This is a genomic window from Stenotrophomonas sp. RIT-551, assembly GCF_026241915.1.
GTDB lineage: Bacteria > Pseudomonadota > Gammaproteobacteria > Xanthomonadales > Xanthomonadaceae > Stenotrophomonas > Stenotrophomonas bentonitica_A.
This window is the reverse complement of the sequence record NZ_JAPJIU010000001.1, coordinates 253,169-277,708: the sequence shown is the minus strand read 5'-3', so window position 1 is coordinate 277,708 and position 24,540 is coordinate 253,169. Positions and strand designations below refer to the sequence as shown.

Genomic DNA, 24,540 nt, shown 5'->3' with positions numbered 1-24,540 from the left:
GACGATCAGGCCGAGACCAGCTTCAGCCCGATCACCCCGGCCACGATCAACGCGATGCAGGCCAGCCGCGACGGCGAAGCGCTGTCGCCGAACAGGAAGATGCCCAGCATCGCCACGCCCAGTGCGCCGATCCCGGTCCAGATCGCATAGGCGGTGCCGACCGGAATGGATTTCATGGCCTGGCTCATCAGGTAGAGGCTGACCAGGGCGGCGGCGACGGTGGCCAGCGTGGGAAGGGGCTTGCTGAAGCCTTCGGAGTACTTCATTCCGATGGCGAAGCCGATCTCGAACAGACCGGCCACGAGAAGATAGATCCAGGGCATGGGGGATTCCTTGGGTTAACAAAAACAAAACGGCCCGGTGTTTTCACACCGGACCGTCGTCGGTAGCTGCCGTGGAACCCGGTTTTGCGCAAACACCGGTTCCACAGGGCGGGCCGTCCCGCCTGGACGAGGTCGGCCGGGGCCAGGCCCGGACGACATCGCAGGGTGTGCCTTACTCGGCCAGGTTGCGCCCGTGGAACAGCTCTTCGATCTCACGACGCAGCAGCGCCTCGATCTTCATGCGTTCCTTGAACGACAGGTTCTTGGCCTTCTCTTCGAACAGGTACTGGTCCAGGTCGAAGTCCTTCAGGTGCATCTTCGTGTGGAAGATGTTTTCCTGATAGACATTGACGTCGAACATCTCGTAGCGCGACTTGATGTTCTTGGCCAGGAAGTTCTGGATCGAGTTGATCTTGTGATCGATGTAGTGCTTCTTGCCCTTCACGTCACGGGTGAAGCCACGCACGCGGTAGTCCATGATCACGATGTCCGATTCCAGACTCTCGATCAGGTAGTTCAGCGCTTTCAGCGGGGAAATCACGCCACAGGTGGCCACATCGATGTCCGCGCGGAACGTGGCGATGCCCTCCTGCGGATGGGTTTCCGGATAGGTATGGACAGTGATGTGGCTCTTGTCCATGTGGGCGACCACGGCGTCGGAGATCAGCTCCTTGCCGGCCTGCTTCTTGTCGATCACCGGCTCTTCCGAGATCAGGATCGTCACCGACGCACCCTGGGGATCGTAGTCCTGGCGGGCCACGTTCAGGATGTTCGCGCCGATGATCTCGGCAACGTCGGTCAGGATCTGAGTCAGCCTATCGGCGTTGTACTCTTCATCAATATATTCGATGTAACGCTGACGCTCCTCTTCGGTGCGGGCGTAACAGACGTCATAGATGTTGAAGCTCAGCGCCTTGGTGAGGTTGTTGAAACCCTGCAACCTCAGGCGAGGCAACGGCTTGACCACGGCGGTCGATCCTGTGTGTGGTGGGAAAGAAGTAATTATGGGGCAAAGTGATCGGGGGCGAAACTTGCATTGAAACGAGTAGCTGTGCTCGGTTTGCCCTTAACAATTCGGATCGTTAAGCTCCCGGCACATAGCCGTGAATTCTTCATGAGCAATCGGAGCGCCTCAACGTGTCAACTGTGCGCCTTGCCACAAGTCCATTGGCCCTGGATATCGCAACAATCGATCGCTTCCTGGCCCACAGCCACCGCCGCCGTTATCCCGCCCGTACCGACGTGTTCCGTCCCGGGGATCCGGCAGGCACCCTGTACTACGTCATCAGCGGCTCCGTCTCAATAATGGCTGAGGAAGATGACGATCGTGAGCTGGTGCTGGGCTACTTCGGCTCGGGAGAGTTCGTCGGCGAGATGGGGCTGTTCGTGGAATCGGACCGCCGCGAGGTGATCCTGCGCACCCGCACCCCGTGCGAACTGGCCGAGATCAGCTATGAACGCCTGCATCAGCTGTTCCTCGGCCCGCTCTCCGCCGATGCCCCGCGGCTGCTCTACTCGATCGGCCAGCAGCTCTCCAAGCGCCTGCTCGACACCAGCAGGAAAGCCAGCCGCCTGGCCTTCCTGGACGTGACCGACCGCATCGTGCGGACCCTGCACGACCTGTCCCGCGAGCCGGAGGCCATGAGCCACCCGCAGGGCACCCAGCTGCGCGTCTCGCGCCAGGAGCTGGCGCGCCTGGTCGGTTGCTCGCGTGAAATGGCCGGCCGCGTGTTGAAGAAGCTGCAGACCGACGGGCTGCTGCATGCCCGTGGCAAGACCGTCGTTCTGTACGGCACCCGTTGATCCTGCCCGCGTAGTGCCGGCCGCTGGCCGGCAACCATGCAGATCCCCCCTTGCCCGTCGACCTGGACGAGGTGGCCGGCCAACGGCCGGCACTACCTGCCCATTTGCCGCTAGGCTGTTCGCATGGAACTTGGCAGCGAATTCTATTGGTTCATCCTGATCGGCCTGGGCGCACAGCTGGTCGATGGCGCATTGGGCATGGCCTTCGGGCTGGTGTCCTCCTCGGTGATGCTGAGCATGGGCGTGCCGCCGGCAGCCGTGAGCGCCAGCGTGCACACCGCTGAAGTCTTCACCACCGGCGCCTCCGGGGTGTCGCACCTGGTCGCCGGCAATGTGGATCGCCGGCTGTTCCTGCGCCTGGCCCTGCCCGGCGCGGTCGGTGGTGTGGTGGGGGCCTACGTGCTGACCCAGCTGCCCGGTGACGTGATCCGCCCCTTCATCTATATGTATCTGCTGGTGCTGGCGATCTTCATCCTGCTGCGCGCGGCCGGGCGGATGCTGCCGGCGCAGGAAGTGAAGCGTGTCCCGCTGCTGGGCTTCGTGGCCGGCCTGCTGGATGCCAGCGGCGGCGGTGGCTGGGGGCCGGTGGCCACCTCCACCCTGCTCGCCCGCGGCGGAAAGGCCCGCACCACCATCGGCACGGTCAATGCCGCCGAGTTCGTGGTGACCCTCGCGGTGTCGATCACCTTCCTGCTGACCATGGGCGTGCAGTACCTGAACATCGTCGCCGGCCTGCTGATCGGCGGCATGATGGCCGCGCCGATCGCCGCGATTCTGGTCAAGAACGTCAAGGAACGCTGGGTGTTGATCGCCGTCGGCGTGCTGGTCCTGGGCATCAGCCTGTTCCAGATCAGCCACGCAATCGTGCAGTGGCGCGCAGGCTGAGCCGGACGCGACACGCTTTTCAGCCCTTCCCGGGCGTTTTCAGCGCCGGATCAGACCGGGTCGCCGGCCCGGTCCACGCAGCCCCAGTTGAGCACCGGGGTACCCGGTGGCAGCACCTGGCGGAAGTACGCCACCCGCGAGGCCTTGGGATTGACCACGACCGGCGCGGCCGCGGCCAGCAGCAGCGGCAGGTCGGCACTGCTGTCGGAGTAGGCGACGTCGATCTCGCCATACCCTCGCTCGCGCAGCATCCGCATCTTTTCTTCGTTGTGGCAGTGCCGGGTGGCGATGACCGCGCCCAGGAACGGGCCGACCTCGCTGCCGATCACCGGCACGCCCTGGTGGGCGACGAAGGCCAGGATCGCGCGGGCCAGTTCCGGCGGCGCACCGGTGGCGACCACCACGCGGTCACCGGCGGCCCGGTGGCGGGCAAACACCTCCAGCGCGACCGGCAGCAGGCGGCGGCGGATGTCGGCCTCGTGCTTGAGCACGTAGCGGTCGATCACCTTGTTGAACTCGCGCGCCCGGTGCAGGCCGAACGTGGCGATCCAGACATAGCCGGAGATGCCGCGGCGCCGGGTCGGCAGGAACGCCACCAGCGGGCCGAGCAGCGGCGTGGCGATGAGGGCGGCCAGCAGCCGCAGCGGGTTGCGCTTGATCAGCCAGGCGAACAGATGGCTGCCGGAATCGCCGTCATACAGGGTGTGATCGAAATCGAAGACCACCAGCGGGGCGTCGTCGCGCGGCGTTGGGTAGATCGCTGTCATGCGCTGAAGAATAGCTGACGCAGGCCCTCGCCGGGCTCTTCCACGCGCATGAAGGCCTCGCCGACCAGGAACGCATTGACCCCGGCCTCACGCATCACCGAGACATCGGCCGGGCCGAGGATGCCGCTTTCGGTGACCAGCAGGCGGTCGCGCGGTACGGCCTGGCGCATGTCCAGCGTGGTCTGCAGCGAGACCTCGAAGGTGCGCAGGTTACGGTTGTTGATGCCGATCAGCGGCACCGGCACCTGGATGGCACGCTCCAGCTCGTCGATGTCGTGCACTTCCACCAGCACGTCCATGCCCAGCTGCATGGCCAGGTCGGAAAGCTCGGCCAGCTGGCGGTCGTCCAAAGCAGCCACGATCAGCAGGATGCAGTCCGCGCCGAGCACGCGCGCTTCATACACCTGGTAGGCATCGATCACGAAGTCCTTGCGCAGCACCGGCAGCGTGCAGGCCTCCCGGGCCTGCTGCAGATAGGCATCGCTGCCCTGGAAGAAGTCCACGTCGGTCAGCACCGACAGGCAGCTGGCGCCACCGAACTCGTAGCTCACCGCGATATCGGCCGGATGGAAGTCAGGGCGGATCACGCCCTTGGACGGGCTGGCCTTCTTGATCTCGGCGATCACGGCCGGGTTGCCGGCGGTGATCGAGGCGCGCAGCGCATCGGCGAACCCCCGCACCGGCGGGGCCTGCTCCACGCGCGCGATCAGCGCCTCCAGCGGCACCTGGGCACGGCGTGCGGCGACTTCTTCGGCCTTGCGGGCCAGGATGGTATCGAGGATGTCGCTCATGTCATTGGGGTCCTGGAGGCCGGCCATTATCGGCCAGCCCCGCTGAATTCTGAAAACGCGGGCTCAGACGGCCCCGCGGATGCGGCGGGTGGCGGCCACGTACTGCTCCATCCGCGAGCGCGCACTGCCATCGGCCAGCACCGCGCGCGCGCGGGCCAGGCCATCGGCGATGCTGTCGGCGACACCGGCCACATACAGGGCGGCGCCGGCGTTGAGGGCGACGATGTCCAGCGCCGGGCCGGGCTGGTTGTCGAGCACGCCGCGCAGCATGGCGATGGATTCCTCCGGACTGTCGACCTTGAGGTTGCGGCTGGCCGACATCGCGATACCGAAGTCTTCCGGATGGATCTCGTACTCGCGCACCTTGCCGTCGCGCAGCTCGCCGACCAGCGTGCCGGCACCGAGCGAGATCTCATCCATGTTGTCACGACCCCACACCACCAGCGCGCGCTCGGCACCGAGTTCGCGCAGCACGCGTGCCTGGATGCCGACCAGATCCGGGTGGAACACGCCCATCAGCACATTGGTCGCACCGACCGGATTGGTCAGCGGGCCGAGGATGTTGAAGATCGTACGCACGCCCATTTCGCGGCGCACCGGCGCGACGACCTTCATCGCCGGGTGGTGCATCGGCGCGAACATGAAGCCGATGCCGGTTTCGGTGATCGCGCGCGCGACTTCGTTGGGGGTGAGGTCGATGACCGCGCCCAGCGCCTCGACCGCATCGGCACTGCCGGACTTGGAGGAGACACTGCGGTTGCCGTGCTTGGCCACCTTGGCCCCGGCCGCGGACACCACGAACATCGCGCAGGTGGAGATGTTGAAGGTGTGCGAGCCATCGCCGCCGGTGCCGACGATATCCACCAGATGCGCCTTGTCCTCCACCGGCACCGCCAGCGCGAGTTCGCGCATCACGGTGGCGGCACCGGCGATTTCGCCGATGGTTTCCTTCTTGACCCGCAGGCCGGTCAGGATCGCGGCGGTCATCACCGGCGAGACCTCACCGCGCATGATCTGCCGCATCAGGTCGACCATTTCGTCGAAGAAGATTTCGCGGTGCTCGATGGTGCGCTGCAGGGCTTCCTGGGGGGAGAAGGTCATGCGGGGGTCCTTTGTGATGCAGGTGCGGCGCGCTCAGCGCTGCAGGAAATTCTTCAGCAGGGCGTGGCCATGCTCGGTGAGGATCGACTCGGGGTGGAACTGCACGCCCTCGACCGGGTACTCGCGATGGCGAAGGCCCATGATCTCTTCGATCGAGCCGTCCGCGTTCTCGGTCCAGGCGGTCATTTCCAGGCACGCCGGCAACGTGGTCTTGTCCACCACCAGCGAGTGGTAGCGCGTGGCCTGGTAGCGGTCCGGCAGGCCGGCGAACACGCCCTTGCCCTCATGCCGGATCGGCGAGGTCTTGCCGTGCATGATGGTGGTGGCGCGGATGACATCGCCGCCGTAGACCTGGCCGATGCTCTGGTGGCCCAGGCACACGCCGAGGATCGGTGTGGTCGGGCCGAGCCGGCGGATCAGCTCCAGCGACACGCCCGCTTCGTTGGGCGTGCACGGGCCGGGCGAGATCACGATGCGCTCGGGCGCCAGCGCGGCGATCTCATCGACGCTCAACGCGTCGTTGCGCACCACCTTCACTTCGGCGCCCAGCGTCTGCAGGTACTGCACGAGGTTGTAGGTGAAGCTGTCGTAGTTGTCGAGCATCAACAACATGGTCAGGGTCCGTCTTGAATGGGGAAGTGGCGTGCACGCAACCGCGCACGGGTCAGGCCGTTCGGCAGTGCGCCGTTACAGGCCCTTGGCAGCCTGCGCGACCGCACGGAACAGCGCGCGGCCCTTGTTCATCGTCTCGTCCCATTCCTTGCCGGGATCGGAGTCGTAGACGATGCCCGCACCGGCCTGCACGTGCAGGCGGCCGTCCTTGATCACCGCGGTGCGGATCGCGATCGCGGTGTCGGCATCGCCATGCCAGCCGATGTAGCCGATGCTGCCGGCGTAGACGTTGCGCTTGATCGGTTCCAGCTCGCGGATCACTTCCAGCGCGCGGATCTTCGGCGCACCGCTGACGGTGCCGGCCGGGAATGTCGCACGCAGCACGTCGGCATAGCTCAGGCCCGGCTGCAGCTGCCCGGTGACTTCGCTGACGATGTGCATGACGTGGCTGTAGCGCTCGATCACGAACTGCTCGCCCACTTCCACGGTGCCCGCCCTGGACACGCGGCCCGCATCGTTGCGGCCGAGATCGATCAGCATCAGATGCTCGGCGCGCTCCTTGGGGTCGGCCAGCAGTTCCACTTCCAGCGCGTTGTCCTCTTCGACCGTCGCGCCGCGCGGGCGGGTGCCGGCGATCGGACGCACGGTGACTTCCCCGTCCTGCAGGCGCACCAGGATTTCCGGCGAGGAACCGACCACCTGCACATCGCCGGTATCGAGGAAATACATGTACGGCGAGGGATTGAGCGCACGCAGCGCGCGGTACACATCCACCGGGCGCGCCTTGAACGGCACGCTCAGGCGCTGGCTCAGCACCACCTGGAAGATGTCGCCGGCGCGGATGTATTCCTTGGATTTGTCGACCGCGGCGATGAAGCCTTCGCGGGTGAAGCCGGAGACGAAATCGTTCTCGTCCAGCACGTCGCGGGTGATCGGCGCGGGGTAGCCGGCACCCGGGGCGCGCAGCTTGGCGACCAGCGCATCCAGACGGGCCTGGGCCTCCTCCCATGCACCGGGCTGGCCCGGGTCGGCATGCACGATCAGGTACAGGCGGCCCTTGAGGTTGTCGAACACCGCCAGCTCTTCGGAATGCAGCAGCAGGATGTCCGGCGTGCCCAGCTCATCGCGGCCACGCGGCGGCGCCAGGCGCGGTTCGATGTAGCCGATACACTCAAAGCCAAACCAGCCGACCAGGCCCCCGGTGAAGCCGGGCAGACCGGCCAGCTTCGGCACCGAGTGGGCGCTGCGCAGGGCCTCGACCTCGGTGAACGGGTCGGCGACCTCGCGGGTTTCCACCACGGTGCCGGATTCGCTGATGGTCAGGGTATGGCCGTGGAAGGCATACACCCGGCGCGCCGGCAGGCCGATGATGGAATAGCGCCCGAAGCGTTCGCCGCCCTCGACCGATTCAAACAGATAGGTATGCGGGCCGTCGGCGAGCTTCAGATAGACCGAGAGCGGCGTGTCCAGGTCGGACAGCACTTCACGGACGACGGGGATGCGGGTATGGCCTTCAGCGGCCTGCTGCTGGAACTGCTCGAGCGTGATCAAGACGACTTTCCTTCCGGGAAACGGCGGTGGCGGGACGGACGACGGCAACAGGCCACCATCGCCACCAACGGCGAGCGGAAGAAAGGGTATGCGGGGTCGTCAGAATGGACACCCGGCGACTGTACCTCAGCCCGGCGCGGGGGGGAACCCCGCCCGGGCCTGCGTGCAGCCGCTCCGAGGCCGACCTGGCGGCCCACTCCGGCATGGAGCGACTGCCCGGGCGTCAGTACAGCGGCAGCGGGCGCTCACTGGCCAGCATGCCGTTCAGGGTGTCCAGCATCCTGACCAGGTCCACCTGCCGATGCAGGCGGGTCTTCTCGAAAATGCTCTGCAGGCGGGTCCGCGCACTCCCGACACCGATGCCGCAGGTCGCTGCGGCGGCCGACAGCTCGCCCTGGTGATGCAGCGCCACGGCCAGCGTCGCTTCGCCCGGGGTCAGGCCGAAAAGCTCGCGCAGGGTGGCGGACAGCCCCGCCGAGGAGCGGCGCACCAGCGTGTTGACCGTCATGACAAAGCGGGCGGTACCGGTGCCGGGAATGTACTTTCCATAGGGCCGAAGCGATGCGAATCCTGCCAGGAGTCCATCTGCATCGTGCAGAGCGACGATATCCTCTCCGGGGTCCTGCGCCGGACCGCCCCGCAGCGCCAAGCGCCGGACCAGGGCATTCCAACCCGCCCGGGAGGCGGGATGCACCGGCTCCAATGCCGCCTTTCGGCGCACACGCAGGACGCGCGCCAGCAGCATCTCCTCGCCCCCGGCATTGACCGATACTGGCCGCAGGTTCTCATCGAGAAGCAGCAGGGCCAGCGTTCCTGCCTGCCGCCACGCGTCCTGCAGTGCCTGGCGCAGCTCGAAGGCATTGACGAAGTGAGGGGCCAACGCTTCGCACAGTGCCACCTCGCGGGCATCGAAATCGCCGCGCCGCTCGGTTCCCACGAAGGTCAGCATGGTGACCTGGTCCGGCTTGCGCGAGGCGCACAATGCCACCGAACGCAGCGTGTCGATCTGGCGCAGGAAATCCAGGTAGTACCGCGTTCCGCGCATCTCATCGAGCGTGGCCACCCGATCGCTGACGATGACGCTGCCAGCACGCATCGTCGGCGCGGCCCGGTTGAACCAGAGGTTGTCCACCGAGTAGAGCGTGTCTTCGTTGAAGCGCTCCACCGTACGCGGGTCGGCCATCGCGCCGGCCGCGACCAGCGCCCTGTGTCGCCCCCCGTGCACGTCGCGCAGGGTCACGCTGCCGGAGTGGCAACCGACCGCGCGACCGAGACGTTCAACGAATGACTGCATCCGCTCCGGGTCGGTGACCCCCGCGTACAGCTCTTCCATAAGCTCCGCTTTCACAACCATCTCCTGTGTTGTTCGTCAAGTCATGTCCATGACCTGCGTCGCTGCGCATCTGGACGCAGATTTGCCGCCATCCCATCACCACGTCAAGGACGCCATGGCCCTCTCTGCGCTGCGATCAGTTTCCACTGCGCTCACCCTGTCCCTGCTGCTCGTCGGATGCGGCGGCAAAGGCGATGCAGCCTCCCCGAGCACCGATAAGGACAGCAACGCCGCTGCGGCCGAGGGTGAGGCAAACGCCGATAAACCGGCGCCCACCACCCTTCCTCAAGCCGACCTGGCCAAGCCGCTGGCCGAGTACCGCAAGTTGGATAGCGGCCAGCAGGTCATGTTTCTTTATGCCGCCATGTCCAAGCTTCCGACGGATTTCGACACGATGGCCAGCCTTGCCTCGCAGGAATACCGCGGCACCGCCGATACCTTCCGCCGCAAGGACCTGATGGGGGCGCTTCGCCCGCAGCTCGAACAGAGCATCGCAGACGCTGGCCGCTCGCCCTATTACTGGAGCGAACTGGAGGATGCCGACCTGCAGGCCTATGACTTCGAGCGGAAGGGCTTCCCGGTCGGCGAATTCAACGGCGGCAAGTACCGCTACTTCATGGACATTCCGGAGTACAGCTACACCTGGGCCAATCCCGCGCAGGTCCAGCTCGCCCCGGTCGCTGACGAAACGGTTGCCCGCGAGCTCGAAGGGCTTCGCAGCCGATGGAACAGCAAACCCCGGCTGCGGACCTACTTCTTCGTCCAGTCTGCCGATCTGAACCAGCGTCGCATCAATGCCTATGTGACGCATGTCCAACTTCTGGACCGCAGCGGACGCGTCGTGGCGTCCTACTCGCCCGATCCGGCGGTGGCAGCGCAGCCAGCGGAAGAGGATCCGTGCGTTTCACCGGAGGACTGCGCACGGCGTGCGTTGGGCAGCTGATCGTTTCGTAATCCACAGGGGAATCATCCATGAATCAACTCAATGAGAGCGATGTCCAGAACGCGCTGCAGCAGCGCCTCGTGCGCGAGGAAGCCGGGCGGCGCGCAACCGACGGCCTGATGCGCACGGCCAGGACGCTGCGATGGATCGGCTGGGGCTGCGCGCTGGTGCCGATCGTCGGCATCTTCGGTGTGGTGCTGTTCCTGCTCAGCACGATCCTGTGTTTCGCCTATGCGCAAAGCAAGGGGAACCCCGATGGCATCAAGCAGTTGTTGATCACCTTGGCCAGCCTGTTCGCTGCGGGCATCGTCTGGGTGCTGGTCAATCTCACCGTGCTCGGCCTGTTTGGCGCAGCCATGTCCATGCATTGAGGATCTGCACATGAACGGAATCACCTTGAAGCAGTCGCTGCTGTCGGCCGCTGCGGCGGCCGCATTGCTGGCCGGTCAGGCCGTGCCTGCCCACGCACAATCCGCCGACGCGCTCCGTCGTGAGAACGCACAGCTGCGTGCCCAGCTGGACGCGTTGAACCAACGCTGCGGCGTGCCGGCCCCCGACGACACCGGCGCACTGGAGCGATTTGGCGATATCGAAGCGCGACTGGATTCGATCCGGGCAGGACAGCGCACGCGCGGCTCGGTAGAGATCACGGTGACGATGACACTGCGCAATGTGTCGTCGCAGCCGATGGTGTTGAATTATGAGTACGACACCTTCAACGCGACCGACAGCCACGGCTATACCTACCGCTTCTTCGGCGGGCAGGACAAAGACACGATCAAGGGCATCCCGATCGCCACCACGAACCGGGTCGACCCGACCTTCACCCTGCTGCCAGGCCGATCCAGCACGGTCACCTTCCTCGTGCAGCGCGCCATGAACGAGGCGCAGACCCCGGGCAGCCGCTTCGATATCAGTGCCAGCTTCGGCCAGTACGAAAACCTGGGCCAGGGACGACTGCGACGGCTGCAGACATTCCCCGTTTCCTTCAAGGATCGCTCAGTCACGTCGGGCGGCGTCGCCACGGGTATCGGTGGGCGCGCGGATCAGACGGTTGAAAACGCGGCCGGCCGGTTGCTGGACCGCCTGTTCAAGTGAGCCGGGCACGGCAGGCGCCACCACGCGCCAGCCGTATGCAGGACGGCCCCGCAGCCGCGCCGGAACTCAGGCTCTGGACAGCAGCGGGCTGTCCAGCGCCACATGCAGGTTGACCCGCCCCGGCACGCAGTCGATGCGGAAATGGCGGGCCTGGACCGGCTCGCCATCCAGATTGAGGGTCAGCGGCGCCTCGGCCTCGATCTCCACCCACGGCGCCTGGACGCGTTCGGCCACCTGTTCCAGCGCACCGCGCTTGCCGCCCTTGACCAGCGCAGCGAAGGTGGACGCCACCTCCCCGCTCAGCTCGGGAATCACGGTGATATCGAGCACACCATCGTCGATCAGGGCCTCCGGGCACAGCACCTGGCCGCCGCCGGCCTGGCGGCCGTTGCCAACGCCCAGCGCGATGAAGCCACCGGCCCATTCGAAGCCCGGCGCCCGGACCCGCGCCTGGATGGGATCGATCCGGCCCAGCCGCGAGACCCCGGTCACCAGATAGGCCAGCCCGCCGAGCACCTTCTTCAGGCCCTCATCGGTCTCCACCGTCACCTCGGTGCCGAAACCGCCACTGGCTACGTTCGCGCACCACCACACCCTGCCGTCGGCATCGATGCGCAGCAGATCGACCGGCCGCGCCGGCGCGTGCCTGATCAGCTCCAGCGCCGCCAGCGGTTCGTCGGGAATTTCGGCCGCCGTGGCGAAGTCATTGGCCGTGCCCAGCGGCAACAGGCCCAGCGACGGCAGTGCATCGGCCGGCTCCTCGCGATGGGCCAGCGTCTCGGCCACCTCGCTGAGCGTGCCGTCCCCGCCGGCCGCGATGATCGTGTCGACCCCGTGTGCGATCGCCTCGGCCACGTAGCGCTCGGCATCGCCCGACTCCCAGGTCACCCGCACCTCCAGCTGCACCCCGCGCTCGCGCAGTGCTGCCACCGCCTCGCGCACATCCTCATTGCCGGTGGCCTTGCCGTTGAGGATCAAACGCCAATGGGGACGGCTCATGCGGTACTTCCAGGGAGTGGGAAAGCGAAGGCTAGCAGCGCGCGGGGTGGCCGTCGGTGAACGTCATCAAAGCGTCACCGATGGCCCGGAGAATGGAAGGCCATAGCAAGGTAGATGGATGGAGGCAGGATCAGCCTCCCGCTGTTCCCGGGGCCGCATCTGCAAGGGTGCGGTCTTTTTTCTTGCCGCCGGGAGGGCAGCCGACCAACGGTCGGCTCTACCGGGTGCTCAGCCTTCGGCGAAGGTCCGCAATGCCTCGCCTTCCATCCGATACACCGTCCACTCGCTTTGCGGCTTCGCACCGGCGGCCTGGTAGAACTGGATCGCCGGTTCATTCCAGTCCAGCACCGACCACTCGAACCGGCCGCAGCCTTCGGCCACCGCGATCCGTGCGATGTGCTGCAGCAGTGCCTTGCCGGCCCCGCTGCCGCGCCGTTCCGGGCTCACGTACAGGTCTTCCAGGTAGATCCCGTTGCGGCCCAGCCAGGTCGAGTAATTGTAGAAATACACCGCATACCCGATGGCCACGCCGTCGGCCTCGCAGATCAGCGCGTGCGCTTTCGCTTCCGGCCCGAACAGGCTCGCGCGGATGCCCGCTTCGTCGGTCTGCACCGACGACTCGGCCTTCTCGTAGATCGCCAGCTCGCGGATCAAGCGCAGGATCAGCGCTGCATCGTCGGCGGTGGCCACGCGGATGGTCACGGCAGCCACCGATCCCATGGCTCAGCCCCGCGCCGCGGCGACATTGCCGCGCATCTGCGCGATCACGTCCTGGTAGCTGGTCTTCGCATTGAAGATCGCCGAGCCGGCCACGAACGCATCCGCACCGGCCGCCGCGATGGCGCCGATGTTGTCGGCCTTCACGCCACCGTCGATCTCCAGGCGGATGTCCTTGCCACTGGCATCGATCTTCTTGCGGATCGCGCGCACCTTGTCCAGCGCCGAGGGAATGAAGGCCTGGCCGCCGAAACCCGGGTTGACCGACATCACCAGCACCAGGTCCAGGTCATCGAGCACCCAGTCCAGGATGTCCACCGGCGTGGCCGGATTGAGCACCACGCCCGGCTTGCAGCCCAGCGAACGGATCAGCTGGATGGTGCGGTGCACGTGGCGGCTCGCCTCCGGATGGAAGCTGATGTAGGTCGCGCCGGCCTCGGCGAAATCCGGAATGATGCGGTCCACCGGCTCGACCATCAGGTGCACGTCGATCGGTGCGGTCACGCCATGCTTGCGCAGCGCCTGGCAGACCAGCGGGCCGATCGTCAGGTTCGGCACATAGTGGTTGTCCATCACATCGAAATGCACCCAGTCGGCGCCGGCCGCGAGCACGTTGTCCACTTCCTCGCCCAGGCGGGCGAAATCGGCGGACAGGATGGAGGGAGCAATGATGCAGTTGGACATGGCCGGGACCTTCAGGATGTTGAAAGGGGGCGCCGCGCGGAATCAGCGCTTGCGCAGGGTCTTGATGCGGTCATAGGCGGCATTGAGCTGGCGCGACTTGCGCTCGGCCTGCTGGCGCAGCTCCGGGGCGGCGCCGACCACCTTGTCGGGGTGGTACTGGGACATCAGCCGGCGGTAGGCCAGGTCGATCTCGGCATCGGTCGCCTCGGAGGTCAGCCCCAGCTCACGGTAGGGATTTTCCCTGTTCAGCCGGAACCAGTCGGCGTCGAAGGCATGCCCCAGCAACAGCCCGAACGCGGCCCCGAACAGCGGATTGGGCCTGAACAACAGGGCGCCAGCGATGAATCCGAGCAGTTTTCCGTACCAGCGCATGGTGGTCTGGGCAGCCGAGGCGACAAAGGATCCTCATTTTACGTCACAGCGGGCCCAACCCGCTTTACACTAGGCCGCCCGCTGTCTGTGCGGGCCCTCCGGGTCCCCTGGACAGCTGTCATGACGAAGCCTCAGGAGTGCCCGTGCCGACCACGTTGTTGCAATCCGATCTCCCCGGCCTGCCCTTGCGCCATCGCGGCAAGGTGCGTGATGTTTTCGACATTCCGCGCGACCGGCTCCCCGCCGGCACTCCGCCGGGGGACTACCTGCTGATGGTCGCGACCGACCGTCTGTCAGCCTTCGACGTGGTGCTGCCCGACCCGATCCCCGGCAAGGGCGAAATGCTCTGCCAGGTCTCGAACTTCTGGTTCGCCAAGACCGCGCACCTGATGCCCAACCACCTGACCGGCATCGATGTCGCCAGCGTGCTGCCCGAGGGTGTCGATCCGGCGCTGTACGCCAAGCGCGCGGTGGTCACCCGCAAGCTCAAGCCGGTCCCGGTCGAGGCCATCGCCCGCGGCTACCTGATCGGCAGTGGCTGGAAGGACTACCAGCGCACCGGCAAGATCAGCGGCATCGAGCTGCCTGACGGCCTGCGCCAGGCCGAGCAGCTGCCCGAACCGATCTTCACCCCCTCGACCAAGGCCGCCGTCGGCGACCATGACGAGAACATCGATTTCGATGCGATGGTGAAGGCGGTCGGGGCGGACCTGGCCGAGCGCGTACGCGATGCGACCCTGCGCATCTACGCCTTCGCCGCCGACTATGCGCGCGAGCGCGGCATCATCCTGGCCGACACCAAGTTCGAGTTCGGCACCGATGCCGATGGCCGTCTGTACATCATGGACGAAATGCTGACCCCGGATTCCTCGCGCTACTGGCCGGCCGACGAGTACGAGGTGGGCACCAGCCCGCCAAGCTACGACAAGCAGTTCGTCCGCGATTACCTGGAGACGCTGGACTGGGGCAAGACCGCGCCCGGCCCGAGCATCCCGGCCGAGATCATCGAACGTACCCGCGCCAAGTACGCCGAGGCGCTGCAGCGCCTGGCCGGGATCTCCGTCGACTGATTCGCCTGCGCCCCCGGCCGTGATGGCCGGGGGTCCCGGCCGTAGAGTCGACCGTTGGTCGACTGCCGCGGACGTTCGTGGCCTATCGCGTGCAACGCGAGGGGTATCGTCTGGGTGAGCGCAAGCCGACCAACGGTCGGCTCCACCCGCCCGGGGCGTTATGCTCTGCAGATCCTGGGAGGGACCATGGCCACCACCGTCGCACGCCCGATCGACCGCTACTTCGCCAGCTATTCCGACGACCACCGCAATGTGCTGAACCAGCGCATCCACGTCCTGGCCGTCCCGGCGATCGCGTGGTCGGTCATCGCCCTGCTGTGGTGCCTGCCGCCGCTGATCACCTGGTTCCAGAACGGGATCTGGGCCGGCCTGGCGATGTTCGCCGCCTGGTGCTTCTACAACCGTCTTTCGCGCACGCTGGGCTACGGCATGCTCGCGTTCTTCTTCGTCAGCGGCTGCGTCTGCCGGCTGCTGGAAGCCGAGATCGGCCTGGTGAACCTGTTCTGGCTGGCGCTGGGGGTTTTCGCCGTGGCGTGGGTGGCGCAGTTCATCGGCCACAAGCACGAAGGCCGCAAGCCGAGCTTCCTGACCGATCTGGTCTACCTGTTGATTGGCCCCCTGTGGGTATTGGCCAAGCTCTATCGCCGGATGGACTGGCGCTACTGACCCGCTTTTCCTGAACGAGCGCGGACACTCACCGGCACTCCACGCCGCACCCTCCAGCATCGTCCCCAGTGGCCTTTCGAGCGACGGTCACCGTTCATCTTCGTGCACACCGTTTCGGCCCCGCAGCCCCTGCGACGCCTGGTTCCGGATCCATTTCCACAGGCGTCGGGAGGCCACAGTCGGCAAAGTCACCAGCGGGCTTCCATACGGCCGCCGACGGACCCGAATGGGGCCGGGCGCTGCCCGGAAAAAATGAATCAGTGCACGTTACATGCAATTGAGGGCGTATTCGGGTGTATCGGCAGCAATTGCCTGCCTGTTAGACTGAACGGCCTGCTCGTGAATCCCGCATTCCCTGCATGAATCCTAGTCTGCTCCTGCTGCTCGCCCTGCCCTTCCTGATGGCAGTGGCTGTCGCTTCATTCCGCCGCACCTCCCGCTCCACGGCCGCCTGGGTAGCCGCGGCCGCTCCGCTGGGGGGCCTGGCGCTGTTGGCGACGATGACCCCGGCGATCATGGACGGCTGCATCGTCCGCAGTTACGGGGAGTGGATACCGCAGATCGGCCTGGCCTTCTCGCTGCGCCTGGATGGCCTGGCCTGGATGTTCGCCGGGATGGTGCTGGCGATCGGCGCACTGGTGGTGATGTACGCCCACTACTACCTCAGTGCCCGCGACAGCGCCCACCGTTTCTACTGCTACCTGCTGCTGTTCATGGGCGCCATGCTGGGCATGGTGCTGTCGGGCAACCTGTTGCTGCTGATGGTGTTCTGGGAAATGACCAGCATCAGCTCGTTCCTGCTGATCGGCTTCTGGTCGCACCGGCAGGACGCCCGCGAGGGCGCCCGGATGGCCCTGGTGGTCACCGGCGGCGGCGGCCTGGCCCTGCTCGGCGGCGTGCTGTTGATCGGCCGCATCGTCGGCAGCTTCGAACTGGATGCGGTGCTCGCCGCCGGCGATCTGATCCGCGCCAGTTCGCTGTATCCCTATGCGCTGTTCCTGGTCCTGGCCGGCATCTTCACCAAGAGCGCCCAGTTCCCGTTCCACTTCTGGCTGCCGCACGCGATGGCCGCGCCGACGCCGGTCTCGGCCTACCTGCACTCGGCCACGATGGTCAAAGCCGGCGTCTTCCTGCTGGCCCGACTGCACCCGGCGCTGGCCGGCACCGACCTGTTCTTCTATACGGTCAGCGGGATCGGTGCGATCACCCTGTTGATCGGTGCCTGGAACGCGATCTTCCAGCATGACCTCAAAGGCCTGCTCGCCTATTCGACGATCTCCCACCTGGGCCTGATCACGATGCTGTTCGGCCTGTCCGCGCCGATGGCGGTGGTGGCCGGTGTGTTCCACATCCTCAACCACGCCACCTTCAAAGCCTCGCTGTTCATGGCCGCCGGCATCATCGACCATGAAACCGGTACCCGCGACATGCGCAAGCTGGGGGGACTGCGAAAGCTGATGCCCATCACCAGCGCGCTGGCGATCATCGCCTCGCTGGCCATGGCGGGCATCCCGCTGCTCAACGGCTTCCTGTCCAAGGAAATGCTGTTCGCCGAAGCCCTGACCGCCGGGCCGGAGGCGATGCGCATCGCCATGACGATCGCCGCGCTGCTGGCCGGCGTGTTCGGTGTGGCCTACAGCCTGCGCTTCGTGCACGACACCTTCTTCGGCAAGGGGCCACACGATCTGGACCGCGTCCCGCATGAGCCGCCGCGCTTCATGAAGGTGCCGGTGGAGATCCTGGTGGTGGTCTGCGTAGCCGTCGGCGTTGCGCCGGCGATCACCATCGCCCCGGTGCTGCACGCCGCCGCCTCGTCCATCCTCGGCCCGGCAATGCCGGCCTACAGCCTCTCGGTCTGGCACGGGTTCAACATGCCGCTGGCGATGAGCGCAGCCGGTGTGGTCGGGGGCATCGCGCTGTACTTCGGCCTGCGCCGCCTGATCGACCTGCACGCGGTGGTCAGCCGCAGCATCGGCCGCAACATTTTCCACAAGCAGCTGGACCTGGTGTTCGGCTTCGCCCACCGGCTCACCCAGGGCCTGGCCAACGGCAGCCTGCAGCGCATGCTGATGGCGCTGGTGGTGGTGGCGGTGATCGTCGCCGCCGCCCCGTTCGTGGCCCATCCCGCCTCGCCCAACTGGCCCTCGCCGCAGCCGATCCCGCTGCTTGGCTGGGCCCTGTGGCTGGTGATGATGGCCTGCGCGCTGGGCGCGCTGTTCGTCTACCGGCAGCGTTTGCTGGCGGTGCTGGTGGTCGGTGGCGTCGGCCTGATGGTGTCGCTGACCTTCGTGTTCCTGTCCGCGCCGGATCTGGCCCTGACCCAGCTGCTGGTGGAGATGGTCACCCTGGTGCTGATGCTGCTGGGCATGAACTACCTGCCGATCCAGTCGCCGCCGGAGAAGTCGGTCTGGCGCAAGCGGCGCGATGCGGTGATCGCGATCGTCGCCGGTGGTGGCCTGGCTGCGATGGCGTACACCGCCATGACCCTGCCGCCCAACACCATGGCCGGCGAGCTGCTGGCGCGTGCGCTGCCGGAGGCCTATGGGCAGAACGTGGTCAACGTGATCCTGGTCGACTTCCGTGGCTTTGATACGTTCGGTGAGATCACCGTGTTCGGCATCGCCGCGCTGGTGGTGCACGCCATGCTGCGCCGCTCGCGGATGGCGCCGGAGCAGATCATGCCCGGCCCGCCGATCAAGCTGCCGGTGCCGGCCGATCTGGCCCAGATCATGTTCCCGCTCACCCTGACCGTCTCGATCTTCCTGTTCCTGCGCGGCCACAACGCGCCCGGCGGCGGCTTCATCGCCGGCCTGGTGCTGGCCGTGCCGCTGCTGATCCAGTACGTCATCCAAGGCACCACTTCGGTGGAATCGCGCTTCGGCTTCGATTACATCCGCTGCATCGGTGCCGGTCTGCTGATCGCCATCCTCAGTGGCTGCGCCTCGATGCTGTTCGGCGTGCCGTTCCTGACCAGCGGCCACCTGGACCTGCACATTCCGCTGATCGGCGAGGTGCCGCTGGCCAGTGCGATCGGCTTTGATACCGGCGTGTACCTGGTGGTGTTCGGCGGCGTGATGCTGATGCTCTCGATGATGGGCACGATCAAGCCCTCGCGCACCCGCAACGCCCGCAAAGGCGAGATCGATCCCACCCGCCGTTCGGCAAAAACCGGGGAGATGCACTGATGGAACTGGCCCTGGCAAGCGCCATCGGCGTACTGAGCGCGATCGGCATCTACCTGTTGCTGCGCGCGCGCAGCTTCGATGTGATCCTCGGCATGACCTTCCTGTCGTATGCGACCAACCTGCTGATCTTCGCCGGCGGCCGGCTGGTGCAGGGCAAGGCGCCGGTGCTGCGTGAGGGCATTGACAGCGACCTGGGCAACTACACCGATCCGCTGCCGCAGGCGCTGGTGCTGACCGCCATCGTGATCGCGTTTGCGATGACCGCGGTCAGCATCGTGCTGGCCATGCGCAGTCGCAGCGACAACCACAGCGACCACGTGGACGCGCACGAAGAAGAAGAGCTGCCTGCCGATACCGCGCCGGGCCGGGAGGGCGGCGCATGAACCATGCGGTGATCCTGCCCATCCTGATTCCCCTGTTCGGCGCGGCCTGCTCGCTGTTCGTCGAGCACCGCCGCTACGGGCCGAAGGTGCAGCGCACGGTGGCGTGGACCACGCTGACCGCGCTCGCCGCGGCGGTCGCACTGCTGTTCGCGCAGACCGCCGATGGCAGCATCGCGGTGTACCTGCTGGGCGACTGGCCCTCGCGGCTGGGCATCGCGCTGGTGGCCGACCGCCTCTCGGCATGGATGCTGGTGACCACCCTGCTGCTGGCCATCCCCTGCCTGCTGCACGCCTGCTCGGGCTGGGACCGGCGCGCGCCGCACTTCCATGCGTTGTTCCAGTTCCAGCTGGTCGGCCTCAACGGCGCGTTCCTGACCGGCGACATCTTCAATCTGTTCGTGTTCTTCGAGGTGATGCTGATCGCCTCCTACGGCCTGCTGCTCAGCGGCGGGCGCGGCCTGCGCATGCGCATCGGCCTGCACTACGTGGTGTTCAACGTCACCGCCTCGACTCTGTTCCTGATCGCACTCGGCCTGCTGTACGCCTCGCTGGGCTCGCTCAACATGGCCGAGCTGTCCCAGCGCATCGCCGAAGTGCCGGCATCGCACCTGACCCTGGTCAAGGCGACCATGGGGCTGTTGCTGCTGGTGTTCTGCAGCAAGGCCGCGCTGATGCCGCTGTACCTGTGGCTGCCCGAAGCCTACGCGCGTGCGCCGGCTGCCGTGGCCGCCCTGTTCGCGATCATGACCAAGGTCGGCCTCTATGCAGTGCTGCGGGTCAGCACCCTGTGGTTCGGCGACGGTGCCGGCCCGATGGCCGGCTACGGCAGCCAGTGGCTGCTCTGGGCAGGCGTGGCCACGCTGGTGCTGGGCGGCCTGGGTGTCCTGGCCGCGGCGCGCCTGCGCGTGCTGATTTCCTACCTGGTGGTGGTCTCGGCAGCGACGCTGTTCATCGCCTTCTCGGTGCGCACACCCGAAGTGCTCTCGGCCGGCCTGTACTACCTGCCGCACAGTACCTTCGTGGCTGCCGCGCTGTTCCTCATTGCCGATCTGATCCGCCGCCGCCGCGGCGGTGCCAGCGACAGGAAGGAAATCATCGCGCCGATGCCGGGCAAGGAAACGCCGGCGGTGCTGTTCCTGATCGGCGCCGTCTCGGTGGCCGGCCTGCCGCCGCTGTCCGGCTTCCTGGCCAAGGCGGCCCTGCTGGCCGGCATGCCGGCGCAGTACACCTGGGCGGTCTGGGCCGCGGTGCTGGGCAGCAGCCTGATGGTGATCATCGGCCTGACCCGCGGCGGCATCCGCCTGTTCTGGCGGGTGCCGGTGGTCGAAGAAGGCGCCCCCAAACCGCGCAAGGCGCCCACGCGCACCGTGGAGCTGTTCGCCGCGGCGCTGCTGCTCAGCTACGGCATCGCGATGAGCGTGTTCGCCGGCCCGCTGATGCAGCACACCGATGCGATGGCCACCCAGCTGCTGCAGCCGCAGGACTACGTGGGTGAGCTGCGCGCCACCACGCCGGAGATCCGCCAGCCATGACGCGCAAGCCTTCCCTCTACAAACGCGTGCTGCCCTCGCCCTCGCTGAGCGTGATGGTCGTGGTGTTCTGGCTGCTGATGTCCGACAGCTTCACCCTCGGCCAGATCGTGCTCGGCATGATCCTGGGCGTGGTGGTGCCGCTGTTCGCCGCGCGGCTGGATCGCGAGTTCGCCCGCATCGGCTCGCTCCGCCCGCTGCCCAAGCTGCTGTTCGTGACCCTGTGGGACATCCTGGTGTCCAACATCCGGGTGGCGATCCAGGTGCTGGGGCCGGAGCGTCGCATCCATCCCGGTTTCATCTGGCTGCCGCTGGATATCGCCAACATCCACGGCATCGCCGCGCTGACCAGCATGATCACGCTCACCCCGGGCACGGTTTCGGCGGCGTTGTCCGATGACCGCAGGTATCTGCTGGTGCATGTGCTGCACCTGGATGATCCGGACGAGCTGATCCGGCAGATCAAATCCCGCTACGAAGCCCCGCTGATGGAGATCTTCCCATGACCGGACATATGTTCATCCAGACCACGATGGTGGTGTGCATGCACGTGGTCGGCCTGGCCATGCTGCTGGCCACCTGGCGCCTGCTGCGCGGCCCGACCGTGCCCGACCGCATCCTCGCCCTGGACACGCTGTCGGTGACGGCGATCGCCGAGCTGATGCTGTTCGGCATGTACCTCAACTCGGCGGTGTATTTCGAAGCCGCGCTGATCATCGCCATGCTCGGTTTCGGCAGCACGGTGGTGCTGAGCAAGTTCGTGCTGCGCCGGGACATCGTCGAATGATCACCTTCATCCAGATCGTGCTGTCGATCCTGCTGCTGTTCGGCTGCTTCTTCATCCTGGTCGGCGCGCTGGGCCTGGTGAAGCTGTCCACCTTCTTCAAGCGGCTGCACGCACCGACCAAGGCCAGCACGCTGGGCGTGGGCTGCGTGCTGGTCGGCTCGGTGTGTTACCACATCTTCCTCGGCGAGGATCCGCAGCCGCGCGAGCTGCTGATCACCGTGTTCCTGTTCATCACCGCGCCGATCAGCGCGCACATGATGGCCAAGGCGGCGCTGTCGCTGCTGATGGAAACCCGGCCAGAGCTGCCGGGGCACAAGACCGCCAAGGAAGAACAGCTGCCGCCGCCGGAACCGCGCCGCGCAGACGAGACCGACGATGCCAAGGCCCCCGTTTCCCGGGACAGCCAGTAGAGCCGACCGTTGGTCGGCTGCAACACGCCTGTGAAGCGGTAGGGCCGGCCGCTGGCCGGCTGCTTCAACGGTTGGCCGTCAACCTCACACGCTGCCGATCAACGCCAGCTCAAGCGCGATCCAGCCGACGAAGGCCACCACCAGCACCGCGCCTTCGCGCCGGCTGATGGTGAGGTCACCGCGCAGCATGGGATAGAGCACCAGCACGAAGGCGATCGCCGCCGGCAGCTCCAGTTTCACGAACGATGCGGGCAGCGCCAGCGGGCGCAGGGCAGCCATGCCGCCGACCACCACCAGCAGGTTGAACAGGCTCGAGCCGATCACATGGCCCAGCACCATGTCACCCTGCCCACGCCGCGCCGCTGCGATCGCCGCCGCCACTTCGGGCAATGCGGAGCCGATCGCCACCGGCAACAGGCCAACCAGCAACGGCGACCAGCCCAGCCCGGCGCCGAACACCGGCGCGGCCTGCACAACCCAGCGCGCGCCGACATACAGGCAGAGCGCCGCGAACAGCAGCCGCAGGAGGTTCAGGAACAGCCCGGTGCGGGTCATGGCATAGCCGGCGATGGCCTCGCGCACGGGCTCGGATTCCAACCGCGCACGGCGCAGCAGGAACACCAGCAGCCCGACGAAGGCGAGCAGCAGAACCCCCCCTTCCCAGCGCGCGATGACGCCATCCAGGCCGAACAGGATCAGCAGCAGGCTTGCCGCCGCCAGGCACACCAGCAGCGGCGAGAGCAGGCGCGCACGGACCAGCAGCGGTGCGGCCAGCGCCGCCAGCCCCAGGGTCAGGCCGACATTGACGATGTTGCTGCCCACCGCGTTGCCCAGCGCGAGTTCTTCCGCCCCGACCACGAAGGCGCGGGCGTTGACCACCAGTTCCGGCAGCGAGGTGCCGAAGGCCACCAGCAGCAGCCCGGCCACGAACGGTGAGGCGCCAAAGCGCTGGGCCAGCCCGGAGGCGGCACGGACGATGCTGTCCCCGCCCAGTGCCAACAGCACCAGGCCCAGCACGAACCAAACAGTGGCAGCGATCATCTGGTGCTCCCCGGTGACGGATGTGGGCCGATTCTAGGGCCCGCCCGGCCCGAACGGTGAACGCCCGCCCCGGCACCCGGGCCAAGGCGGTAGCGGTGGCTCAGGAACAGCCTTCCACGTAGTCGACCTGCGGTGTCTTGCCAACGCGCCACGCGGTCACGTTGCCATCGCCGTTGATCTCGAAGTTGATCAGCGCACCGCCCTCGGCCGCCGGGCGCACGCGCAGGTTGTGGCCCTGCGCGTCGTACTTGTGCGGGGTCAGATCGCCGCGGTCGGGGTACAGCGTCTGCAGCTGGCCCAGCGACATGCCGACCTTGCCGCCACCGGGGGCGACGGTGCGGTCGTTGCGCACGTCATAGCGGACCAGGCGCTTGCCCTCGATCATGAAAATGACGTCCTCGGCCTGTGCGCCTTCGGGTCGCAGCGCATGGCAGTAGTCGTCGGCGACCTCGCCCTGCAGCGGTTCTTTCCAGGCCGCGCGGACCTCCTCCAGCGTACTGCCCAACGCGACGGGGCCGTAGCCGTCCAGGCGTGCCGGGCCCGCTGTTGGCGTGCCCGATGCCGCCGTGGCGGGCGCGCTGGGCGCGGTATCCGCTGCCGGCGCAGGCACCGCTGCCTCGGCGTCGCTGGACGGGGTTTCCGGCGCGCGTCCGCACGCGGCCAAGGCGAGCACCATCCCCAGTGCCATCACGCTTCCCAGCTGTTTCATGCCTGCATCTCCCGGTGAATGGGCGCAGCCTAGCGCGTGCGCCGTGTGGGCGGCATGCACGCTGTCGTTGTCATCGGCGTTTCACCTGCCGCGTTCAGGCTCGGCCTGCACCGCATCGACCCCGCCCCCATGCAACCGCAGAAGACCGACCTTGCCCGCACCGCGCTGCAGGCCCACCGCGCTCCGCTGGACATGCGCCAGCGCCGGCTGTTGATCCTGTGCGATGGCCAGCGTGACCTGGTCCAGCTGGGCCAGCTGGTAGGCCCGGAGACCCCGGCGATGGTGATCCAGCTGATCCAGAGCGGGTATCTGGTGTCCAGTGCGGCCGCGGAGGTCACCGTTGTCGCGCCCGCCGCGCCCGCGCCCAGCGTGATGCCGACCGCGGCGCTGGCCCCGGTGACCGAACGCCGCCGCTCGCTGGTCGCCGCGCGGATCTACCTGCTCGACATCCTGGAACTGCAGCGCCATCCGCAGGCGGCGGCGCTGTTCCACACCCTGCAGCAGGCCCGCAGCGACGACGCGGTCATGGCCGCACTGCACGCCGCGCTGGAGGCGCTGCCCGGGCTGACCTCGACCGGCTACGCCGAACGGGTGCGGCAGCGGTTGCTGGAGGTGCTGCCGACGGCGCATGCCGAGCGGTTCCAGATCGCGGCGGTTTGAGGCTGTAGTGACCGGATCCGGTTTCGATGAGGACATTGAATTGGACGCGGCAAGAAGCTGCGCGCAGGGTAGGAGCCCTACCCGCCAGTGAGGTTTTACTAATGTATGATTCCCAAATAAC

At 66.8% G+C, this 24,540-nt stretch carries 28 protein-coding genes; 14 read left to right on the top strand and 14 right to left on the bottom strand.

What is annotated here, in order from left to right:
* Window positions 1-5 precede the first annotated feature (5 nt).
* A complete protein-coding gene (sugE, locus tag ORK51_RS01200) occupies window positions 6-323 on the bottom strand; it encodes a quaternary ammonium compound efflux SMR transporter SugE (protein ID WP_046273055.1) in 318 nt (105 codons plus the stop codon).
* A 172-nt stretch (window positions 324-495) separates the two neighbouring features.
* Window positions 496-1,290, bottom strand: coding sequence for an adenosylmethionine decarboxylase (gene speD, locus ORK51_RS01195; protein WP_019185315.1), 795 nt, complete (start codon window positions 1,288-1,290; stop codon window positions 496-498).
* Window positions 1,291-1,460: 170 nt separating this feature from the next.
* On the opposite strand from speD, the gene crp reads away from it, so the two are divergent.
* Window positions 1,461-2,126, top strand: a complete 666-nt coding sequence (crp, locus tag ORK51_RS01190; protein WP_019185314.1) for a cAMP-activated global transcriptional regulator CRP — start codon at window positions 1,461-1,463, stop codon at window positions 2,124-2,126.
* Window positions 2,127-2,249: 123 nt separating this feature from the next.
* Window positions 2,250-3,011, top strand: a complete 762-nt coding sequence (locus ORK51_RS01185; RefSeq protein WP_019185313.1) for a sulfite exporter TauE/SafE family protein — start codon at window positions 2,250-2,252, stop codon at window positions 3,009-3,011.
* 50 nt (window positions 3,012-3,061) lie between these two features.
* On the opposite strand, the gene ORK51_RS01180 is transcribed toward ORK51_RS01185, so the two are convergent.
* From ORK51_RS01180 to ORK51_RS01155, 6 genes are all read right to left on the bottom strand, one after another.
* On the bottom strand, window positions 3,062-3,778 hold the full coding sequence (locus tag ORK51_RS01180; protein ID WP_070426110.1) for a haloacid dehalogenase-like hydrolase: 717 nt from the start codon (window positions 3,776-3,778) through the stop codon (window positions 3,062-3,064).
* The gene (gene trpC, locus ORK51_RS01175; RefSeq protein ID WP_019185311.1) at window positions 3,775-4,569 is read right to left on the bottom strand and encodes an indole-3-glycerol phosphate synthase TrpC; all 795 of its coding nucleotides are present in this window, start codon (window positions 4,567-4,569) and stop codon (window positions 3,775-3,777) included. Before trpC ends, ORK51_RS01180 begins: the two co-directional genes overlap by 4 nt.
* Window positions 4,570-4,632: 63 nt before the next feature.
* Window positions 4,633-5,670, bottom strand: coding sequence for an anthranilate phosphoribosyltransferase (trpD, locus tag ORK51_RS01170; RefSeq protein WP_070426112.1), 1,038 nt, complete (start codon window positions 5,668-5,670; stop codon window positions 4,633-4,635).
* 33 nt (window positions 5,671-5,703) lie between these two features.
* A complete protein-coding gene (locus ORK51_RS01165; RefSeq protein ID WP_266083547.1) occupies window positions 5,704-6,282 on the bottom strand; it encodes an anthranilate synthase component II in 579 nt (192 codons plus the stop codon).
* Window positions 6,283-6,357: 75 nt separating this feature from the next.
* Window positions 6,358-7,833, bottom strand: a complete 1,476-nt coding sequence (gene trpE, locus ORK51_RS01160) for an anthranilate synthase component I (protein ID WP_070426113.1) — start codon at window positions 7,831-7,833, stop codon at window positions 6,358-6,360.
* 223 nt (window positions 7,834-8,056) lie between these two features.
* On the bottom strand, window positions 8,057-9,181 hold the full coding sequence (locus tag ORK51_RS01155) for a hypothetical protein (RefSeq protein ID WP_139146347.1): 1,125 nt from the start codon (window positions 9,179-9,181) through the stop codon (window positions 8,057-8,059).
* A gap of 34 nt (window positions 9,182-9,215) precedes the next feature.
* Here ORK51_RS01155 and ORK51_RS01150 point away from each other — a divergent pair, with 34 nt between their 5' ends.
* Genes ORK51_RS01150 through ORK51_RS01140 form a run of 3 tightly spaced genes read left to right on the top strand, consistent with a single transcriptional unit; the run spans window position 9,216 to window position 11,207 of the window.
* A complete protein-coding gene (locus tag ORK51_RS01150; protein WP_266083542.1) occupies window positions 9,216-10,109 on the top strand; it encodes a hypothetical protein in 894 nt (297 codons plus the stop codon).
* Window positions 10,110-10,138: 29 nt separating this feature from the next.
* On the top strand, window positions 10,139-10,480 hold the full coding sequence (locus ORK51_RS01145) for a hypothetical protein (protein ID WP_070426115.1): 342 nt from the start codon (window positions 10,139-10,141) through the stop codon (window positions 10,478-10,480).
* 25 nt (window positions 10,481-10,505) lie between these two features.
* Complete coding sequence (locus ORK51_RS01140; protein ID WP_266083541.1) at window positions 10,506-11,207, top strand: hypothetical protein; 702 nt, start codon at window positions 10,506-10,508, stop codon at window positions 11,205-11,207.
* Between the two features lie 66 nt (window positions 11,208-11,273).
* On the opposite strand, the gene yegS is transcribed toward ORK51_RS01140, so the two are convergent.
* The 4 genes from yegS to ORK51_RS01120 form a co-directional block, all read right to left on the bottom strand.
* Window positions 11,274-12,206 (bottom strand): lipid kinase YegS, encoded by a 933-nt coding sequence (gene yegS, locus ORK51_RS01135; protein ID WP_261998095.1) that lies wholly within the window; start codon window positions 12,204-12,206, stop codon window positions 11,274-11,276.
* Window positions 12,207-12,434: 228 nt separating this feature from the next.
* On the bottom strand, window positions 12,435-12,917 hold the full coding sequence (locus ORK51_RS01130) for a GNAT family N-acetyltransferase (protein WP_266083540.1): 483 nt from the start codon (window positions 12,915-12,917) through the stop codon (window positions 12,435-12,437).
* Window positions 12,918-12,929: 12 nt separating this feature from the next.
* Window positions 12,930-13,607 (bottom strand): ribulose-phosphate 3-epimerase, encoded by a 678-nt coding sequence (gene rpe, locus ORK51_RS01125; RefSeq protein WP_261998096.1) that lies wholly within the window; start codon window positions 13,605-13,607, stop codon window positions 12,930-12,932.
* Between the two features lie 42 nt (window positions 13,608-13,649).
* Window positions 13,650-13,979, bottom strand: coding sequence for a J domain-containing protein (locus ORK51_RS01120; protein ID WP_019185299.1), 330 nt, complete (start codon window positions 13,977-13,979; stop codon window positions 13,650-13,652).
* 143 nt (window positions 13,980-14,122) lie between these two features.
* Here ORK51_RS01120 and ORK51_RS01115 point away from each other — a divergent pair, with 143 nt between their 5' ends.
* The 8 genes from ORK51_RS01115 to ORK51_RS01080 all read left to right on the top strand — a co-directional run bounded on the left by ORK51_RS01115 (window position 14,123) and on the right by ORK51_RS01080 (window position 22,009).
* Window positions 14,123-15,049, top strand: coding sequence for a phosphoribosylaminoimidazolesuccinocarboxamide synthase (locus ORK51_RS01115; RefSeq protein ID WP_019185298.1), 927 nt, complete (start codon window positions 14,123-14,125; stop codon window positions 15,047-15,049).
* 186 nt (window positions 15,050-15,235) lie between these two features.
* Entirely contained in the window at window positions 15,236-15,715 is a 480-nt protein-coding gene (locus ORK51_RS01110; RefSeq protein ID WP_019185297.1) for an Mpo1 family 2-hydroxy fatty acid dioxygenase, read from the top strand.
* Between the two features lie 359 nt (window positions 15,716-16,074).
* The gene (locus ORK51_RS01105) at window positions 16,075-18,900 is read left to right on the top strand and encodes a monovalent cation/H+ antiporter subunit A (protein ID WP_266083534.1); all 2,826 of its coding nucleotides are present in this window, start codon (window positions 16,075-16,077) and stop codon (window positions 18,898-18,900) included.
* Window positions 18,900-19,283, top strand: a complete 384-nt coding sequence (locus tag ORK51_RS01100) for a Na+/H+ antiporter subunit C (RefSeq protein WP_019185295.1) — start codon at window positions 18,900-18,902, stop codon at window positions 19,281-19,283. The genes ORK51_RS01105 and ORK51_RS01100 overlap by 1 nt, the downstream gene beginning before the upstream one ends.
* Window positions 19,280-20,815, top strand: a complete 1,536-nt coding sequence (locus tag ORK51_RS01095) for a monovalent cation/H+ antiporter subunit D (RefSeq protein ID WP_046273052.1) — start codon at window positions 19,280-19,282, stop codon at window positions 20,813-20,815. Before ORK51_RS01100 ends, ORK51_RS01095 begins: the two co-directional genes overlap by 4 nt.
* On the top strand, window positions 20,812-21,318 hold the full coding sequence (locus ORK51_RS01090) for a Na+/H+ antiporter subunit E (protein ID WP_070426120.1): 507 nt from the start codon (window positions 20,812-20,814) through the stop codon (window positions 21,316-21,318). The genes ORK51_RS01095 and ORK51_RS01090 overlap by 4 nt, the downstream gene beginning before the upstream one ends.
* Window positions 21,315-21,599, top strand: a complete 285-nt coding sequence (locus ORK51_RS01085) for a K+/H+ antiporter subunit F (RefSeq protein ID WP_019185292.1) — start codon at window positions 21,315-21,317, stop codon at window positions 21,597-21,599. Before ORK51_RS01090 ends, ORK51_RS01085 begins: the two co-directional genes overlap by 4 nt.
* Window positions 21,596-22,009, top strand: coding sequence for a Na+/H+ antiporter subunit G (locus tag ORK51_RS01080; protein ID WP_019185291.1), 414 nt, complete (start codon window positions 21,596-21,598; stop codon window positions 22,007-22,009). Before ORK51_RS01085 ends, ORK51_RS01080 begins: the two co-directional genes overlap by 4 nt.
* Before the next feature lie 84 nt (window positions 22,010-22,093).
* Here the strand turns inward: ORK51_RS01080 and ORK51_RS01075 are convergent, their stop codons facing one another.
* Window positions 22,094-23,050, bottom strand: coding sequence for a sodium:calcium antiporter (locus tag ORK51_RS01075; RefSeq protein ID WP_266083530.1), 957 nt, complete (start codon window positions 23,048-23,050; stop codon window positions 22,094-22,096).
* A 100-nt stretch (window positions 23,051-23,150) separates the two neighbouring features.
* Entirely contained in the window at window positions 23,151-23,732 is a 582-nt protein-coding gene (locus ORK51_RS01070) for a hypothetical protein (protein WP_261998100.1), read from the bottom strand.
* A 156-nt stretch (window positions 23,733-23,888) separates the two neighbouring features.
* On the opposite strand from ORK51_RS01070, the gene ORK51_RS01065 reads away from it, so the two are divergent.
* Window positions 23,889-24,419, top strand: a complete 531-nt coding sequence (locus tag ORK51_RS01065; RefSeq protein ID WP_266083845.1) for a hypothetical protein — start codon at window positions 23,889-23,891, stop codon at window positions 24,417-24,419.
* Window positions 24,420-24,540: the final 121 nt, after the last annotated feature.